This is a genomic window from Pseudomonas medicaginis, from assembly GCF_965119365.1.
In the GTDB taxonomy this organism is placed as follows: domain Bacteria; phylum Pseudomonadota; class Gammaproteobacteria; order Pseudomonadales; family Pseudomonadaceae; genus Aquipseudomonas.
The window spans coordinates 6,642,558-6,659,382 of the sequence record NZ_OZ221631.1 but is presented as its reverse complement, the minus strand read 5'-3'; the positions used below and the strand labels follow the sequence as shown (position 1 = coordinate 6,659,382).

The following is a 16,825-nucleotide window of genomic DNA, read 5'->3' as shown; positions in this document are numbered from 1 at the left end:
TGACGATAAATTATTCGTCTCATACCTTGAATTTACGTAAAGAATTCGAGGTTCCACATGCCACTTTCGATTCGCAGTTTTCAGTCGGACAACGGGGAGCGATTCGCCATCCTGGTGGATGAGACGGGTATGCCTCCTTATTACCCAGCGCTGTATGTGACTGCCATCCTGAGAGGGGCATCGCTAGCTGTGAATACGATAAGGGCTGCCCTTACTGCAATTAAGGTTCTTCAAGCTTGGCAGGACTACTCTCACATTGACTTAGAGTCGCGGTTTAAGCGAAGCGAGCTCCTTCTCGATCACGAGGTGCACTCGCTACGAGACTTCATGCAGGAACCATTAGCAACAGCAGGACGCCGTGCGGGCAAAATTGCTTCGATAAAGCGCAGACCGAAAACGGTTAGCACTAAAAGCCAGTACAACCGGATGACCATAGCTGCTGAATACTTGGGTTTTCTAGCGGGCCGGCTGCAACCAGTATCAAATATCAGCAGCTCTGCCACGGCTTCGATGGTGGCTCGGATCAAGGCTAATCGTCCGAAAATCTCTAGTAAGTCAAATATTGATCGTGATGAAGAATATCTTGACGACGAGGTGCTCGACGCGATTGAGGAGGCTTTGAAGCCTGGCGTCGGAGCTTATTCGACAACAGACATTGGTTTGCAGATGCGTAATGCTCTGATGTTTACGATCCTTCGTCTCGCAGGGGTAAGGCGTGGCGAATTATTGAATTTGAAAATTGAGGATTTCGATTTCGGCAAAAACACGATGCGTATTGTGAGGCGGCCCGATTCTGAATCGGACTCTAGAGCGTACCAGCCTGTCGCAAAGACACGTCAGCGTACTATCCCACTCATGCCTGAGTTGATGCACCAAGTACACGAATACATCCTTAAGCACCGTAGGAAATTACCTGCGGCTCAACGGCACGGCTACCTCTTTATCAGCCATGCGGGCAAGACAAAAGGCAGTCCGCTATCCAACGCAGCATTCGGTAAATTTATCGGTGAGATATCGAAGGTTGCTGCTGAGTTCTCCGGTATTCACGCGCATGCCCTCCGTCATCACTGGAATTACTCTTTTTCGATTAGAGGTGATGCTTCGGGAATTTCGCCTGAGCGTGAAGCTAAGCTTCGCTCCTATCTCATGGGCTGGAGCGAAACCTCAGGTACTGCGGCGACGTACAACCGACGTCACATCAAAGAAGAAGCGGGCAACGCCGTTTTGGGAATGCAGAATAAGTATCTAACGAAGGAAGATAAAGGGAGTCAACAATGAAGTTGGGTTTGGCCGAAGATTATAAGCCGGGGGAGTTTTACTCTAAAGACGGTTACTTGGTTGTATTTGATACTCCGCGCTGGAAGCTAAATCGCGATATCGATATCCCAGTTTCAACGCTTACTTCTGCCTTAGGGACTGAGCTATATACCTCATTTCAGCGCGTGCTTGCTTTTTATGCGCAATCTCACGCGCCCTCTCATGTTAAGAATCTCTATGAACGGTGCAGGCACTACCTTCTAAATACATCGGGCCAACCACCATTTAGTGTTGAGTCAATGATTTCGTACCGGTCTCAATTAGATAGGCAAACTGACTGGTACTTAGGGACACTTCGTGGAATGATCCGAAAGTGGGCAGATTTGGGGTATACCGGTATCCCGGCTGAAACCTTAGCTCTTTTGGCTAAATGGAGGATTAAAGGCAACGAGAAAGGGTATGCAGTGCAGTCTATGTGTCCGGACAGTGGGCCTCTGACTGATATAGAGATGGAGACAGTAATTGGCGGTGTCTTGACGGGGTATGCTGAGGGGCGCCTGACATTAAGTGACACCTGCTACGCCATGATTTTAGCTATGACAGGGCGTAGACCTAGTCAAATAACTTCGCTGAGGATCAAAGATATTCTGATCGTGCAGGATAAATATTTTATAAATTTTCCTAGGGGTAAGCAAAGAGGCACCAGCTTTCGTTCTGTTTTTAAGAGGTTTCCTATTGTTGAAGACCTGTGGATGCTACTTCAGCAACAGTCAGCGGCTGTTATCAAGTTCTTTGCAGGTGTGATAGGGGCAGATGTGCCTGTTAGCTCGATTCCAGAGTTGCCGTTATTCCCTGCGGTAGATCAGTTTGATCCCGCTACCAATTTAGAGAGTCAGCTCGATGGTGATATTTTGCACGCTGCCTCGTCTTCCGTGTTGGATGCCATGGTGCGCCTAGAAACTAATATAAAGATGATCAGTGAGCGTACAGGGCTTCGTATCCATCTTAACCCGACTAGATTTAGATACACGCTGGGTACAAATTTGGCCAGAGAGGGCAAAGGTGAATACGTAGTCGCTGAGGGGCTAGATCACTCAGATAACCAAAACGCGGGTGTCTACGTTAGGAATGTTCCCGAGATCGTTGAGCGGCTTGATAAAGCGCTTGCGTTGCAATTAGCCCCAATTGCCCAAGCGTTTCAAGGAGTATTGGTTGTAAGCGAGAAGACGGCTCGCAGGGGGGGAGAGCCAGAGAGCAGAATTCGTAGTGGTGGTGGCAATGTTGGAAACTGTGGGAGCTATGGGTTCTGTGGCGCCTTGGCTCCAGTAGCCTGTTACACCTGCACTCATTTTCAGCCATGGCTGGATGGGCCTCATGAGTATGTACTCGATCAACTCATCAGTGAGCGTGACGATGTATATGAAGATACTGGCGACTTGAAAATTGCGTCTGTCAACGACAGACTTATTTTGGCTGTAAGCGACGTTGTAGCTCGCTGCAAGGCTAAAAAAAGTGAGATAACTGATGTCTGACATTTTCCTATTTACCCCCAAGGCTCAGCTCGATTGTCGGCAGAATCTCGAGCAATTTATTATCATGTGCCGGGATAGGCTTACAGTCTTTGGGAAAGAGCTTGATTGGTATAATAGTGCTTGGCCTGCGGTTGGTAATTTCACAAAAAAGGGTGCGTCGTCTCGCGGATACACAGCTGAGCAATTGCTGGATCAAGGAATTATGTCTTTTGCCAAGGCGTATGTTCGTTATCAGCAAGGGCATAACCCCAATAAGCTAAAGAACGAGTTTAAAGCTATTCGTTGTGTTGAGTCTGCGCTTCTTACAATCAAGGGTAAGGCGGATATAACGCTGACAGATATTAGCGTTCTTGATGAGGCTGGTAGGGTTGCAACTTCTTACGGCGCTAGCGGCTACCAAGCTGGTATAAGTTTAGTAAAGCTTGTTGGTTTTCTGAGTGAAAGTGGAATAATTCCAGCACCTCTTGTGTGGAAGAACCCTGTTAAAAAACCAAAAGAAAATATCGGGACGGATTTAGTTTCAAAGAAGAATCGCGACGATAAGATGCCACCTGCTGGATCTCTTGAGGCCATTGCTGAGATGTTTTTCAACGATCCGCAGGGCTCGAGAGATCGATTTACTACATCTATTTTTGCTCTCTGTCTTTGTGCTCCATCCCGTATTACTGAGGTTCAAGATCTTCCTGTCAATTGCTTACATTGGGACACTGATACGAAGGGCGTAGAGCGTTTGGGGTTGAGATTTTTCGCGGGAAAGGGATATGAGTCGGATATCAAATGGATACCTACGGTGCTCAAGGCCGTTGCTCGAGAAGCCGTGCGTCGCCTCACTGAATTGTCCGAGCCAGGCCGCGCTCTTGCAAAATGGCTGGAAGATCACCCGGATAAGTTTTACCGCCATGAGGATTGTCCGGATGTTGGTGAGAACCAGGAATTAAGCAATGAGCAAGCCTGCCAAGCACTGGGTCTAACTCCAGGGATCAACGCCAGAGATGCGCTCCGAAGCGGGCTCCGTGGATACAAACCTTACGAGGAGGTGTATGCAAAAAAAGGCAATGTAACGTTGGCTTTTCTTAATTTGTTCATCCGCAGCAAATTGCCAAAAGGATGGCCGTGGATGAATAAAGAGCGGCACATTAAATTTTCCGAGGCATTATGTTGCTTCCGCCAAAATGAACTGCGTATGGATTTTCCTCCTAGGCCAATCATACTCTGGACACCAGGTAAAAGTACTTTCACGACAGATATCAACTTTATTGATGGTCAAGAGCGAAGCGTTTGGGAGCGTAATGGCTACAAAAACTTGGATGGCACCCCTATCTCAATGGGCGCGCACCAGATCAGACATTATCTAAACACACTTGCCAATCGTGGCGATCTTGGACAAATGGACATTGCGAAGTGGTCTGGGAGGGCAAATATTCATCAGAATGCCACTTACAATCATATGACTGACGACGAGCATGTAGCAATGGCGAGGGAGGCGGGTGTAGGTGTCGCTCTTGGGAAGATTCAGCAAAATATCCCTGTTACATATGCCGATCTTGAAGCGGTAGGTGAGGGTATCGCTCATGTTACGCCTTACGGGTTCTGTGTTCATGATTATTCGATGGTGCCATGTCAGAAATACCGTGATTGCTTGAACTGCACAGAACAAGTCTGTGTAAAAGGCGAAACCGTTAAGTATGAAAGGTTAAAGACTCAACGAGATGGTATCCGTCTGCAATTGGACAAGGCTCAAGCCGCGAACAAGGATGGGATCTACGGTGCTGATCGTTGGAGCCAACACCAGATCAAAACACTAGAAAGAGTCGATCAGCTTATCGATATCCTAGAGTCGAAAGACATTCCAGACGGCACGGTCGTTCGTCTGAACAGCGATCAAGAATTTAGTCTGCTGAAACGTGCCATTGCATCTCGGTCGGCTACACCGCAACTTCCTTCACCTGAGGAATCCGAGCCTGACATGGACGAGCTCCGCGCTCTTTTGGGAGGCTAAGACATGGCTAAGCATTTAAGCGCTAAAGACCTTGATCTGATTGTTACATTGATCGATGCCTGGGAGGGGAAGCTTGGCTGGGAGCCGCTCTGTGATGCTATCGAGCCTTTGGTTGGGTCTAGACCTACACGTCAGACTCTAAACTCCCATGAGAGGATCAAGAGCGCTTTTACACACCAGAAAGCCAGGCTGAAGTCCGGTTTTGTTTCAACCAAGCGACCAGCGAGCCTCAGCATCGCTGAGCAGAGAATTCGTAGGCTTGAGGCTGAAAATCACCGACTAGAGCGTGAGAACGAACGGTTGTTGGAGCGGTTCATGCGTTGGCAGTACAACGCCCATAAATTCAACGTATCGGCGGACAAGCTTGATGCTCCGCTGCCGTTTGTTGACCGTGACTCCTCAGAGGCGAAATCCTGATGGCTAACGGGCAGCAGATTGCTGAACAAAACCACGCTTCATTTCTTGCCTGGGCAACCTCGAAGTCTGACGGTGACTTCAGAGAGTACGTTCACCGGGGCAAGCTGAAGCGTTCCGAAATCGCAACTGAGTGTGGGTTCGGGAAGAGTGCTCTCGTGCAGAATCCGGCCATCCGTTCGGCGCTGGAGAGCCTTGAAGCCGAACTCAGGGTCGCAGGGGTATTGCCTCCCATGGTGGCTTCTCTGCCATCGGGACAGAAAGTGGAGCCTGCGCTGAGAGACACTGATGCGAAGCAGCGGAGGCAGGACGGTCAGCGACTGAATTCGCTGGAGCAAGAGAACGCCGCGTTGCGCGCTGAGCTCCAAGCCGCCAAGAAGATGCTTGATCGCCACACGCTTATGAGCGAGTTTCTCGAAGAAACCGGAAGGATGCCCAGATGAATGCCATTGCCCCTATGCTGATCAACATCAGTGTACGCATCACCAGCATCCGTTCTGCTAATCGCAAGGGGTGTATCGCATTCGGTCATCGCATGGATGTTGTTCGGGGCATCAATGACCGATCGAGACCTGTGGTCATCAAGGTGGCGAAGGCTATCGCCAAGCTCTCCGACATCGCTGTAGGCGCCATCTTTGAGGTCTATGGCGAAGTCACCACTATCCTGAGGACTCATGGCGCGTTTGCGATCAATGAAATGACCGTTGATGCCCAGGATATTCGCCTTGTTCGCCCAAGCGGCTCTCAAGTAATCCAGTGGTTAGGTGACAACGTCAGAGGAGTTGGTGAGATTAAGGCTACTCGGCTTTGGGATACTCTGGGAGAGCGGCTTTATGAGGTGCTCGATCATGCTGATCACGAAGCCATAATGCTGATCATCCCGACTGAAGATGTTCGAGAGTGTATGTTCAAGCGTTGGGCTGAGGACGGAGATGCTAAAACACTCCGCTTCGTCCAGGACAAGCAAATTCCACTAGGCCTAGCCAGGAAAGCAATTCGGTTCCACAAGAAGAACACGATCTCCGCGCTGACCAATGATCCGTATCGGCTTCTCAGTTTCGCAGGGGTATGGGGGATGGTGGATGGCATCGCCAGAGATAGCTTTGGCGTGAGCATTGATGATTATCGAAGGATTGCTGCGGCATTGGAGGAGGCTCTGTATCGAGTTTCTGAGAAAGGCCACACATGCAGCTCACTTAGAGATCTTCAGGCCACCGTCGGGCAACTGATCAAACCCCATTCAGCTCCAAGCGCGGCGTTGGCAAAGGCCTTGTTGGCAGGCTCATCAGCCGGTCAGTTTGTATGCAAGGAGCTCGATCACCTAGGTGTGATGCTATTTGCACCTGGTTCATGGCTGATGGAGCGACGTTGTGCTCAGTTCATCCGAGACCTGATCGTTACGCCGTCGTTGCAGCCACAGCTGTTCGCTGTCGATGTAAGCGAGGTCATCACGCAGTTTGAGGCGGGGGAGAGGGTGCATCTGGGCCTTCCTGCATTCGGTTTGAACCAAGCTCAGAAGCTCGCAGTGACTACCTCGTTTGCCAAACGCTTCAGCATCATCACTGGCGGTGCCGGAGTAGGAAAAACCACTGTACTCAAGGCTCTGTACAAAGCCCTCGATACGACAGGTCGACCTCGATTCCAAATGGCGCTATCTGGCCGAGCCACCGCTCGAATGATTGAAGCTACGGGCGAGGAAGCGCGGACTATTGCAGGCTTTCTGAACAAGGTGACAGACAAAGAAATGGGGTCGGCGCCAATCATCGTTATCGATGAAGCGTCGATGCTTGATCTTGTCACGTTCTACCGAGTGGTTCAGAAGCTACCACCTGAAAGTCAGGTAATCCTAGTTGGCGACCCTTACCAACTACCACCCATTGGCGCCGGACTTATCCTGCACGTGCTGTGCAGCATGCCCGGAGTGCCGACCACTGAGCTCACCGAGGTTAAGCGGCAGTCGAAAGAGTCCGCCATACCATTGGCATCCCGCCAGATTCGCGTTGGATTACAGCCAACATTTAGCTCCAACGATACTGATGACGTAGTGTTTTTGCCTTGCTCCGATGATCAAATCATTTCGACTGTAATTCGGCTTTATGAGCAAGATACGGAAAATACACAGATCCTTTCTGCCACCAGATCATGCGCCTTCGCTGGGGTCGAGACGATCAATCGAACCTGCCACCTCAGATATGCTGACCACAGCCGTCCCTTGCTTGCGGAAAACCCTGAAACAGGTGAGATCGAGGCAACAGGCTTGTGCGTTGGGGATCTGGTTATGTACACCACAAACGACTGGATGCGGAACCTGCAAAACGGATCGCTTGGCCAGATTGATGAGGTGTTTGATAAACCGCAATCAGTAGACCTAGGGGATGAGAACAAACCTCGTATCGCCATAGCGCTGGGAATGGCGACCTTTGATGGTGTTCAACATTACATTCTGGACACCGACGTCGATTTAATAGAGCTTGCGTACTCCATCACGGTGCACAAGGCACAGGGGTCACAATTCAAGAGGGTTATCATCCCAGTCCGTAAATCGCGCATCCTCGACCGAACCTTCGTCTACACCGCAGTCACCAGAGCTCAGGTGCAGGTCATCCTGGTGGGCGACATCGATGCGGTGCGAGACGCTATCAGGTTGCCACCCAAGGCCTTTTCAAGGCAGGTTGGTTTGAAGGCGCTTCTTGAGGCCGAACTTCAAACGAGTGATAGCGAGACTTTGTAAATCCCAACGCGTCGAACGGAAAGCTGAATAACAGCGGCTGAATAACGGCCTGAGCTGCTAGTTTTGATTTAAATCCCTGCGCCATATTCTGCTGACGGTCGAAGCGGAAACACCTGTCGCTGCAACCGTTTCTTTTTGGGATAGGCCTTCTTCTCTGCACCGCAGAACAGCCCTGTGCTTATCTTCTGGCAGGCTTCGCCCGCTTCGCAGAGATTTGAGGGATCCCCCTTCCAGTTGCTCAGCCGCCCCCTTTAAAAGCCCAAGCTCAGTGAGGCGATCAAGTTCATCAGCGAGCATCCGCAAACGATTTGCATTGGTTAGTTGCATGTCTTGCGCTGATGCTATCAATAAAAGCGCAAGCGGGTCGCACCCGAGCGCCGTTGACAGGGCTCCCAGCTTTTCCAGCGTGGTTCCGCTTTTTGCGTTCTCGAGATCGTGGAGATAGGTCGGATGTATTTTGGAGACCAAGTCCTCTCTCGACGAGCCCGCAATTGAACGGGCTGCGCGGAGGACTGCCGCTAGCGACTGCCTCGTGACCATGACGAACCCTCAAAAGCGAGGATAGAGCCACAATGGTCATTTTCACGCCATCGGATATAGAATATGATGTGAAAACAATGGTGGTGCCACTTTCACGGTGGTCGGCATGGTCTTCGTTGCTGGTCGATTATATTGGCTGAACGATCACCATGAATTGGCTAGCTGAAGGCTGAGTAACGCTTCATAAGGGGAGTGCCTTAGGGTGCCGCCAATTTTGCTGTCTTCGGATATAGGACTGAAAGTGTTTTTAACTAACCGCAGCGAGCTTAGGGGTACCTTTGTGAAGCGCCCCGATGCGTTGCTCTTCTGGGACACAGTCAACCTCAGTCGCTGCAACTTTAGCTTCTTGATCGAGGGCATGGGGTTTGATGAAGACTGCATAGGCCCGATCGCACGACTGGTCAGCGATGTGGAAATCGTCAAGGCAGCTTATAACTGCGACAGTTCGGTGTTCATGCATGTGAACAAAGTCCATCTGATCACCTCACCAATGATGAATGCGCAGACTGGCTACGTGATGGAAGTGTTGGCCGAGATTCGCTTGCAACCTGGTACTGAAGCGCACCCCGTGTATGAGTTCGTCACTGATGCCGGACGAATCTACACGAGTGCACGCTTATGAGGGATAGAGCTCTGGAGGATCCATGGCTGCAACTCTAGATGAAGTCACCCGATTTCTTCATGCCTCAGAGGAAAAGGCTCCCGGTTGGCACGGCACTCAGAACGAGATGAAAAACCTCGCTGAGCAGACCTTCCCCGGAAAACCGTTCTGCCTGGTGAAGCAATGGATCATCGCCGACTTGCAACTCACCCAGGACGAGCACCAAAAGCTGTCATCCATGGGAATTTTGCCCCTAGTTGTCTATGCACATGAGGTAGTCCAAGACAGCCGGCAGCGATTTCCGCCGGGGCATTGGGTGCGCACAAATTTTGGAATTTCGCATGACCACCCGTGCATGTTTGAAACCAAAAGCACGGTCTACCTGTTGCTTGGTGATGGTGTAAGAACGCCAGCAGCACTGAGTACCGTTTTCTCGTTTCGAGCGTAACTCATCCGACACTTTCACCCTCACTGTCATTCAGGCAGTGCGATTAGCCACGCCTTTAAAAATTGCAGGAGCACCGTTTTGATTCGATTTGATTGCCGGCAGGTCACTGGAGTGATCGAGAAGCCACGAGTGATTGCTACTGCGCAGGGGGTTATGACCGCGCGCATCGTTATCGATGGGCAGGTGTTGCCGAATGTTTTGCTGCCAGGAATGATCTTTGAAGAGATTGAGGCGGGGGAGCGAGTGACCCTGTACGGCATCTTCACGAAGAAAAAAGACAAGACTGCAAACACAGCCACCATCTACGCCATGAAGGGCGAGAACGGCAAGCTGGTAGCTGCGAGGCAGTACCAGATCAAGGTGCCGGTGATGTTGATGGTCTACGCAGTACCCTTGATGATCTTGGCGTTCATTGCAGGGTGCTTCCTTTCTCCCTATCCGATTCATCTAGTGTCCGGAAGCGTTGACCCTGATTACCTAGTTCGGACGACCTTCGTTTGGGCGTTCTGGGAGGGAATCTTGGCAGGGTTGGTCATGGTGGGGATTGCGGTCAATTGGATCAGGATGAGCAATGATCCGGAGAGTTGGGCTGCGATTGACGCTGCATCGCTGTCTCAACGCTTCAGCAAGGCATTCAAATAAGTGCTTCACAGCCTGGCTTCCCCTTTGGTGGAGGCCTTCTAAACGAAGGGGAGGTGTCACATGCAAATCGATGATCTCGAGCGTGAGCGGCGTCGCAAAGCAGTGGCTGAGGTTCTTGGTTGTCAGGCACTCGAAGGTGTGAGGCATTCCTCTGCGCACCTTGCTGAGATGCAGCGATATGCCGATGGCCTCGTAAGTCTTGACGAGCTGCTGGCGGAGTTGATTACGAGCATACGGCAGTGCGCTTCACGGTAAGCAGCTAACTTCCAGGAAGGCCGGCTTTGAGAGATCTATACCGTGCTTGATTCGAACTGCCCGACAAGCAGCCTGCTGACGCCGAATGATCGAGTTCTATTTCTCGATTTTGATGGGGTGCTGCACCCGGACGACGTATACCGAAACCGGAGTGGTTTGGAATTGCGTGCACCCGGGCGACTGATGATGCACGCCAAAATCCTGATAGAGATACTGAAGGAGTTTCCTCTAGTCAAAATCAGCTTATCGACAAGCTGGGTACGCATCCTCGGTTACCGCCGTGCGCGCGCTGCCTTACCGCCGGAGTTGCAGGCTCTCACCGTGAGCAGTACATGGCATTCCAGAATGCCCAAGGCCCCGCTAGAGGGCTATGACATGTACAGCCGCTATCAGCAGATTCGTGCGGCAGTAACTAGAGCAGGCCTGACGAGTTGGATTGCCTTGGATGATGATCCTTTTGAAAGCTGGCCAGTTCACGATCGACGGCTGATTCGCACTGATCCTCACCTGGGTCTTAGCTCAGTGCCGACCCAAGAGGAGTTACAGGTCAAGCTGAGAGCATTGATGGAGTCGGAATGAATGGCCCATTCCGATGATCATCGCGGGTGCCTATTGAATCGTTTCGAAGGTGAAGTCGGATGCCAGAAGTAATCGAAATAGAGTTTCACAGCAAAGAACTGAGCGACTTCCGAATGAGACGCTTAGTGAGGGCGAATCTTCAAAAATTCAGCGTGCCGATCACCGCGTTTATCAGTGATGCGACGATTGCTGAGGACACAAGCTTAGGCGTCTCGTTCGATCACATTGAGCTTGACGACGTCTATCGCTCTGCAGATTACGCGATTCTTCGAACAGCAAAAATCCAGAGGATTTGGAAGGAAGGGAAGTTCTGGTTACTTAAAACGCGAGAGGGCAATTACGTCTTCTGCAGCTTCATGCGCGATGCCGGGCGGCGAAGTTTTCTTGCGTTGCTTCGCTCAGGCGAACGTCTCTGAATCACCTGACGCACTAACGTTAAAGCGGAGAGAACTCAACCATGCTCGAAACGAACGACGCAGGTCGCCTTGTCCGCCACTTAACCGACTTCCAATTACAAAGAATTATTTGCGCCCAACAGTGGCCTTACGATTCACCGATCACTGGATATCTTAGCGATGCGCTGTTCGTGGGCAATACGTGTATCGCCATAGTCATTGACCACTCACGAAAAGGGCCTCGTGAGCAGTTCAAGGACGGGCACATGATTCGAACCTCCCACATTTTATCTGTGCATAAAGAAGGTCGGTTCTGGGTTCTTACGACTCTTAACAGCTTGTACGTCATTGCCAGCTTCAAGCGTCAGTTGGGCAGGTCGACGTTTAAGAAATTGGATGCTTCGACTACTGGAGCCCCCCAAAGCGTTTGATAGCTGGGCCCATCTGAGAGCGGAGGCTGGGACGGCCTGTCGATCTGGATGGTAACGGGGATCGGAAAATCGACTCCTACGACGGCTACCTCGCCTTGCTTGAGGTTCGGAAGAAAGGCAGCAGCCGACCTATCGATTTCTCCACAAGCTCTTTCGACGACGTCGCGATCTCGATCATTGGTCAGACGATGAACCAACATCGTCCCCATTTGACTCAGTACTCCTTCAGTAATGTCACGAGGCCTTTGAGTCGCGAGACAGATGTTCAGGCCATATTTACGTCCCTCCTTGGCGATCATTTCAAATGCATCAAGGTTTTGCAGATCGTCCTCACTGCCCACCGACTTCCCTAAGAAATTATGTGCCTCGTCCAGGATCACCAGCAGCGGATTCGTGCGAAAAGCATCTGCCCTAGCACGCTGCAGAAGCATGCGGCCGATTGCGTTAGCGACGACTTCTCGGGCGTTGAACTCATAGCCGACAGCGCTGAGGCAAACCCGTAAAAGTTTGGCGTCACTGTTTAAGAATTCGTCCATTTGGGCTGACAGGCTTGGAAGTGCTGCGTCAGGATTGAAAACGCACGCAAGGGATGGTGATTCCATAACTCCTGTGATTCTTGTCAGAAGCGATGAGCAATATGAAAGCTCGTTGTTTGCCGGGCCGAATCGGTCTAATGCGTTTGTCCCTGCATCAGGGAAGCAGCATTCCTGAACGATTTGCCGAACTAAAAGGCTTATGTCAAAAGGCTGTGTCGGTTTGTTAACGAGGCTGGCGTTCCCATTAGTGTTTAGGGCTCTTCGGAAATTTTCCTTAGAGGTGCTGATTTTGGGAATGTAACCTTGTGGGAAAAGCTCCGGGGCGAGTGCGGCAAGTCGCAAGCTCCTAATGGCTTCTCTGAGTTTAGGGCCTTGAGTTTTCCCAGCAGGCTGGAAGAGGGCAATGAAGTCTCCTTCCGTGAAATTGGTCGGAGGAATGACAATTTCTACTGAGTTATCGTTCGCATGCAAGGGCGCCCCCAAATGGAGGTGAACGGTATCGGCACCGCTCAGTGATCTGTACTCACTGGTCGCGTCCAGCAATATCGTTTTTGAACGGTAGCGTCGACATTCTTCGATAATTTTCGAAGTAGTCCAACTTTTCCCACCTCCGGTAGAGCCCAAGATCGCGCAGTGCCGACCAAAAAGTTTTTCAGGGGTCACACAAATTGGGAATCCGCCTTCGCCTGACACCACGCCAAGATTAAGCGATACAGGTGGTGATTGGACGTTAATGCCCGCGCTGGTTAGCAGCGGGATCATCGATATGAATTCGCCTGGAGCCGAGTAAACCCTGTCGCCCAGGCGCGGATAGGAGGCGACACCCGCTTGGACTTTCAAGCTGATGGGGTGAACTGAACCAAGCAGCCGAATGAAGCCAATTGCGTCGACTTTTCTGAGCCCCGAAAAATCTTGAGATATCTCATTCCTATCTCTATCGGGCAGGCTGACTTCGGTGATTCGGCCCAGAATAATGGCCTGCTGGCCCTCGATTAGGACAAGCTCCCCAACTTCACCCTTACCATATCTTTTGCCACTCAAGTAGTGACCGCTGGCTTCCCCTGCATGAGCGAGATTAACCTTGACGTGCTGAGCCGCGACACTCGATACGACGCCGATTTTGAGATCTGCAAGCAATATCCCATCGGTCGATATGTTAACGGTCATTGCTGAACTCCATTGCCGAGTCTTCTCACGGCATTGGCCAACTGCTCTGCTGGGGAGACTGCGCGCAGGTACGGGATCTGATCTATGACGTCAGAAAAAGAGCCCCCAACAAAATGGACGTCAAATCCCTTTTGAGACAGTTCATGAAACTTTGTCCAATAGGTGCTTGAGCCGTGGTGCCCCTTGTTATGCACGTGCTCTATGCAGCGGTAGTCAGTCAGTATCAGTTTTAAACTGGGATTGGACTGGATCGCGGATAAAATGGGCTCGGATAAATGATCGTCATTAAAACCAAAGCCCGAGACAACCAGACAGCTGTTGGGCTGACGGACGAAGTCCAGAAAGCGAGATAGAAGCTCCAGGTGCGGTTGAATGAATGCTTGCTGATATTTTCCTTTCGCGGGGTATATCAAGCACGCATCGTCTGGATGAGGCGATCCGTCTTCGTAAATATCGTTTTGATGGCGAGTCCAGCTTACTGAACCGTGCAGCTTGTGAAGCTGGAATATGCCCTCTACAAACTCGTGCTTGTCGCTTTCCCTACGGACGATGTCGAAATCAAAATGACGCCCGTCAAATCTTCGTTTCCGGGTGTAGGAAAAACCGTCAACTACAACCATCCCCAGATCGGATGCCGCCGTTTCGAAGCACATGTCGTAATTGGTCGTGAAAACCTTCAAACGGGGGTCACGTACCCGGCGACGTGCAAGCTTTTGTAGTAAATGTCTGTAGGAAGATATGTCTGATTGAGCATGATTTAAGAAATCAGTACATAGATGCAAGATTACGGTTTTCACACCGCGAACAAATGAAGCGACCTCTTCACTCTCATTGAATGCTAAAAACGCATCGCACCGAGAAAGAAAATGCTCAATATTTGGAGATTCTAGTTCGACGTACCGCACTGTCTCACAAACGGCGGCTGCGCTTGCAGTGAGTGCATCACCTGTTGGATCCGTACACATGGCCGCTGTCCATAGCTGCCACATGCTAGGGCCACCCACTGGGGCAAGGGAGGTACCGCTACCGGCAAAGAATCCCAAATTTGGCATCTGTAAAGCGTTGCCAAAGAGGTCTGCCAAGGTTGCACGGTTGGATCGAACTCGCTGCAGCCCCGTGTCATCCATCTCCTCAACGCCATTCAACACTTTGAACGCCGTCTCTGTAATGGGTAACCATTCGGAGCTTCCGGGGCTTAAGTATGCTAACAGTCCATTGTGTGTGGGCGCCAAGGGCGCGGGAGGAGCTAACGGTATCGGAGGCGCTAAAGGAACGGTCATGACAAAAGTCCTATTCGTCGGAAATCAGAGTGCTGTAACCCGTACGCCAGGTACGCATGCAAGCAAGTCCATGCCATCCGTGACGAATTCTAGAATAGTGGCATATTGACGATCATGAGGTAGAAAGAAGATTCGCAGAGCCCTACTACCCCCACATTCAAAGCCGTCCTCTGATCCCCGATGCTGTGCTCCTGCCTTACTTTTCCGCCATCGGCGCCGCATTGATGCTGGCCATCTGCCTATGACGCCTAGTTATTCCGAATTATGACTGGGGAATAATTATTGTTCAGCCATAATTTTCATTGTGTTTAGCCTGGTCTGGTCTGGTCGGGCGTTTCTCCATGCCGGGCTCTCAAATGTCGGGCCAGCTGCCACTCTGGACAGCTCTCCAAACGGGCCAAGATAGTGGGCATCATTTTTAGTGGGCACTATCTTGGATACAGTTGCGCAGCCCGTGGTGTCCCGAGCTTTCCGCAGGGCCTTACACACCAAGTCGTTGAAGCCATCTTCTAGCCTGGCGTCTCCGTGTGGTTGATCGCTCGCGAGCATGACGTCAGAGCCAACCTGGTATGAAATTTTGATCCGGTACCAGCTTGAGAAAATTGTAACTGTCCAGGCAAGACACCTTCCTGGCGCCTTCGCTTAAGGCGATGGCAGCCGGGCTGCTGGCGAGTGAGATAACCGACCTGGTGCTGTGTTTGGCGGACGCCCGTTAAGTCGCGCAAGGTGAGTTGGCGGAACGGCCACACAAATTTAAATTGGCCTTCGGATATTCAGCGCTAGCGCTAGCCGGATCAGACTCTCAAAATAGGTCGCTTTACACGTTTGAAAACCAGAGTCATCCATGAGTAGTCCATACCAAGCCAACTTCACGCAGTGCTCTCTGATCGTGCCTGAGACCCGAATCGTTGCCGCGCTGTTGCTGCAGGGTGTAGACGTTCAGGAGTGGGGTAGGCAGATACACGAATTGAATGTGCTGCAAAAGCGTACGGCCAGGACTGCCGATACCTATGCCAATCTGGCCCGTTTACGCCTGCAAACCATGAGCTCTGATTTGTGGTCGCTTGTACGGGATGGTAGCGTCCCCGTCGCCACCCACGCTTCTCTCGCCGTCACGGTCAAGTTCTCGCCGTTATTCGGGGACTTCCTGCGTACGGTCGTACGCGATCAGTTCCGCCGTTTCGCCACCCACTTAGAAGCGCGCCACTGGGACGCCTACATCGAAGACAGCCTGCGTTCGCAACCGAATATGCCTACCCTCAGCGACTCCACTCGGGTTAAGTTAAGGCAAAATGCCATGCGTATCCTGGCGGAGGCCGGTTTCATCGAAAACACCCGCAATCTTCGCCTACGTAGTCAGCACATTGAGCCCGCAGTTCTTCATTATTTACGTCAACACAATGAGCAGTACGTGCTCGATTGCCTTCAGGTATGCCCGTGAACGACCTCGACGAACGCCTCAATAAAATCCTGGATAAGGTCACCTCTGATGACTTTCTCGGTGGCCAAGGCTTGGGCAACGAGGTGCCGTTCTATGCCTTCGATTATCTGCCGAAGGATGAAGTGAAGGTGCGTGAGCACGTCCGGTTTCTCCAAGGGGCGATTATCAAGCGCCGCCCTGATCTCAAGGCTGCCTTTATCAACCTGTTCGAGCTGATGCTCGACATGCTGAAAGACCGCAACAAATTGGAACAATCCATCGAGATGCAAGCTAAGAAAGGTGACGACTACATGCTCAAGGCCCTCAAGGCACCACTTGACGCAGGCAAGGTCGCCAAAGAACTGGCTGATCGCTATCCGCCAAGTGAGTTTGGCCTGCTGGTCATCAACGGTGTTGGCAGTGCATATCCGCTGATTCGCACCCACAACCTTCTGAATAACCTCCAGCCGTTTATGGGGCAGACCCCGTTGGTGGTTTTCTATCCCGGCCTCTATGACGGCCAATCGCTAAAGCTGTTCGGTCAGCTGGGCGAGAAACCCTATTACCGCGCTTTCCGACTGGTGAGCTGAACAGGATG

17 protein-coding genes are annotated in these 16,825 nt (G+C 51.3%); 14 read left to right on the top strand and 3 right to left on the bottom strand.

Translation table 11 applies throughout. From position 1 onward, the window contains the following. Positions 1 to 57: 57 nt before the first annotated feature. The 6 genes from ACMTA2_RS29365 to ACMTA2_RS29340 are packed head-to-tail and all read left to right on the top strand — an operon-like array spanning position 58 to position 7,933. A complete protein-coding gene (locus ACMTA2_RS29365; RefSeq protein WP_413792889.1) occupies positions 58 to 1,278 on the top strand; it encodes a tyrosine-type recombinase/integrase in 1,221 nt (406 codons plus the stop codon). Beyond that, positions 1,275 to 2,789 carry a site-specific integrase gene (locus tag ACMTA2_RS29360; RefSeq protein ID WP_413792888.1) on the top strand — a complete coding sequence of 505 codons (1,515 nt, stop codon included), beginning with the start codon at positions 1,275 to 1,277 and terminating at the stop codon, positions 2,787 to 2,789. The genes ACMTA2_RS29365 and ACMTA2_RS29360 overlap by 4 nt, the downstream gene beginning before the upstream one ends. Further along, entirely contained in the window at positions 2,782 to 4,788 is a 2,007-nt protein-coding gene (locus ACMTA2_RS29355; RefSeq protein WP_413792887.1) for an integrase, read from the top strand. The genes ACMTA2_RS29360 and ACMTA2_RS29355 overlap by 8 nt, the downstream gene beginning before the upstream one ends. A 3-nt stretch (positions 4,789 to 4,791) precedes the next feature. After that, positions 4,792 to 5,205 (top strand): hypothetical protein, encoded by a 414-nt coding sequence (locus ACMTA2_RS29350; protein ID WP_413792886.1) that lies wholly within the window; start codon positions 4,792 to 4,794, stop codon positions 5,203 to 5,205. Then, complete coding sequence (locus tag ACMTA2_RS29345) at positions 5,205 to 5,645, top strand: VPA1267 family protein (protein WP_413792885.1); 441 nt, start codon at positions 5,205 to 5,207, stop codon at positions 5,643 to 5,645. The genes ACMTA2_RS29350 and ACMTA2_RS29345 overlap by 1 nt, the downstream gene beginning before the upstream one ends. After that, entirely contained in the window at positions 5,642 to 7,933 is a 2,292-nt protein-coding gene (locus tag ACMTA2_RS29340; protein WP_413792884.1) for an ATP-dependent DNA helicase, read from the top strand. The genes ACMTA2_RS29345 and ACMTA2_RS29340 overlap by 4 nt, the downstream gene beginning before the upstream one ends. Positions 7,934 to 7,990: 57 nt before the next feature. On the opposite strand, the gene ACMTA2_RS29335 is transcribed toward ACMTA2_RS29340, so the two are convergent. After that, a complete protein-coding gene (locus tag ACMTA2_RS29335) occupies positions 7,991 to 8,401 on the bottom strand; it encodes a helix-turn-helix domain-containing protein (protein ID WP_413792883.1) in 411 nt (136 codons plus the stop codon). Between the two features lie 352 nt (positions 8,402 to 8,753). Between ACMTA2_RS29335 and ACMTA2_RS29330 the strand changes: the two genes are divergently transcribed. The 6 genes from ACMTA2_RS29330 (at position 8,754) to ACMTA2_RS29305 (ending at position 11,414) form a co-directional block, all read left to right on the top strand. Beyond that, positions 8,754 to 9,095 (top strand): hypothetical protein, encoded by a 342-nt coding sequence (locus ACMTA2_RS29330; RefSeq protein ID WP_413792882.1) that lies wholly within the window; start codon positions 8,754 to 8,756, stop codon positions 9,093 to 9,095. A 22-nt stretch (positions 9,096 to 9,117) separates the two neighbouring features. Then, the gene (locus ACMTA2_RS29325; RefSeq protein ID WP_413792881.1) at positions 9,118 to 9,522 is read left to right on the top strand and encodes a DUF6957 family protein; all 405 of its coding nucleotides are present in this window, start codon (positions 9,118 to 9,120) and stop codon (positions 9,520 to 9,522) included. A 78-nt stretch (positions 9,523 to 9,600) separates the two neighbouring features. Beyond that, positions 9,601 to 10,164, top strand: coding sequence for a hypothetical protein (locus ACMTA2_RS29320; protein WP_413792880.1), 564 nt, complete (start codon positions 9,601 to 9,603; stop codon positions 10,162 to 10,164). Between the two features lie 60 nt (positions 10,165 to 10,224). Next, positions 10,225 to 10,419, top strand: coding sequence for an antitoxin VbhA family protein (locus ACMTA2_RS29315; protein ID WP_413792879.1), 195 nt, complete (start codon positions 10,225 to 10,227; stop codon positions 10,417 to 10,419). Between the two features lie 42 nt (positions 10,420 to 10,461). Further along, positions 10,462 to 10,998 carry an HAD domain-containing protein gene (locus tag ACMTA2_RS29310; protein ID WP_413792878.1) on the top strand — a complete coding sequence of 179 codons (537 nt, stop codon included), beginning with the start codon at positions 10,462 to 10,464 and terminating at the stop codon, positions 10,996 to 10,998. A 59-nt stretch (positions 10,999 to 11,057) separates the two neighbouring features. Next, entirely contained in the window at positions 11,058 to 11,414 is a 357-nt protein-coding gene (locus ACMTA2_RS29305; protein WP_413792877.1) for a hypothetical protein, read from the top strand. A gap of 343 nt (positions 11,415 to 11,757) precedes the next feature. On the opposite strand, the gene ACMTA2_RS29300 is transcribed toward ACMTA2_RS29305, so the two are convergent. Together ACMTA2_RS29300 and ACMTA2_RS29295 are read right to left on the bottom strand one after the other, a co-directional pair. Beyond that, on the bottom strand, positions 11,758 to 13,527 hold the full coding sequence (locus ACMTA2_RS29300; protein ID WP_413792876.1) for an ATP-binding protein: 1,770 nt from the start codon (positions 13,525 to 13,527) through the stop codon (positions 11,758 to 11,760). Beyond that, a complete protein-coding gene (locus tag ACMTA2_RS29295) occupies positions 13,524 to 14,807 on the bottom strand; it encodes an SIR2 family protein (RefSeq protein WP_413792875.1) in 1,284 nt (427 codons plus the stop codon). The genes ACMTA2_RS29300 and ACMTA2_RS29295 overlap by 4 nt, the downstream gene beginning before the upstream one ends. Positions 14,808 to 15,651: 844 nt before the next feature. Between ACMTA2_RS29295 and ACMTA2_RS29290 the strand changes: the two genes are divergently transcribed. Further along, positions 15,652 to 16,248, top strand: a complete 597-nt coding sequence (locus tag ACMTA2_RS29290; RefSeq protein ID WP_336464275.1) for a DUF1819 family protein — start codon at positions 15,652 to 15,654, stop codon at positions 16,246 to 16,248. Next, the gene (locus tag ACMTA2_RS29285) at positions 16,239 to 16,817 is read left to right on the top strand and encodes a DUF1788 domain-containing protein (RefSeq protein ID WP_413792874.1); all 579 of its coding nucleotides are present in this window, start codon (positions 16,239 to 16,241) and stop codon (positions 16,815 to 16,817) included. Before ACMTA2_RS29290 ends, ACMTA2_RS29285 begins: the two co-directional genes overlap by 10 nt. Positions 16,818 to 16,825: the final 8 nt, after the last annotated feature.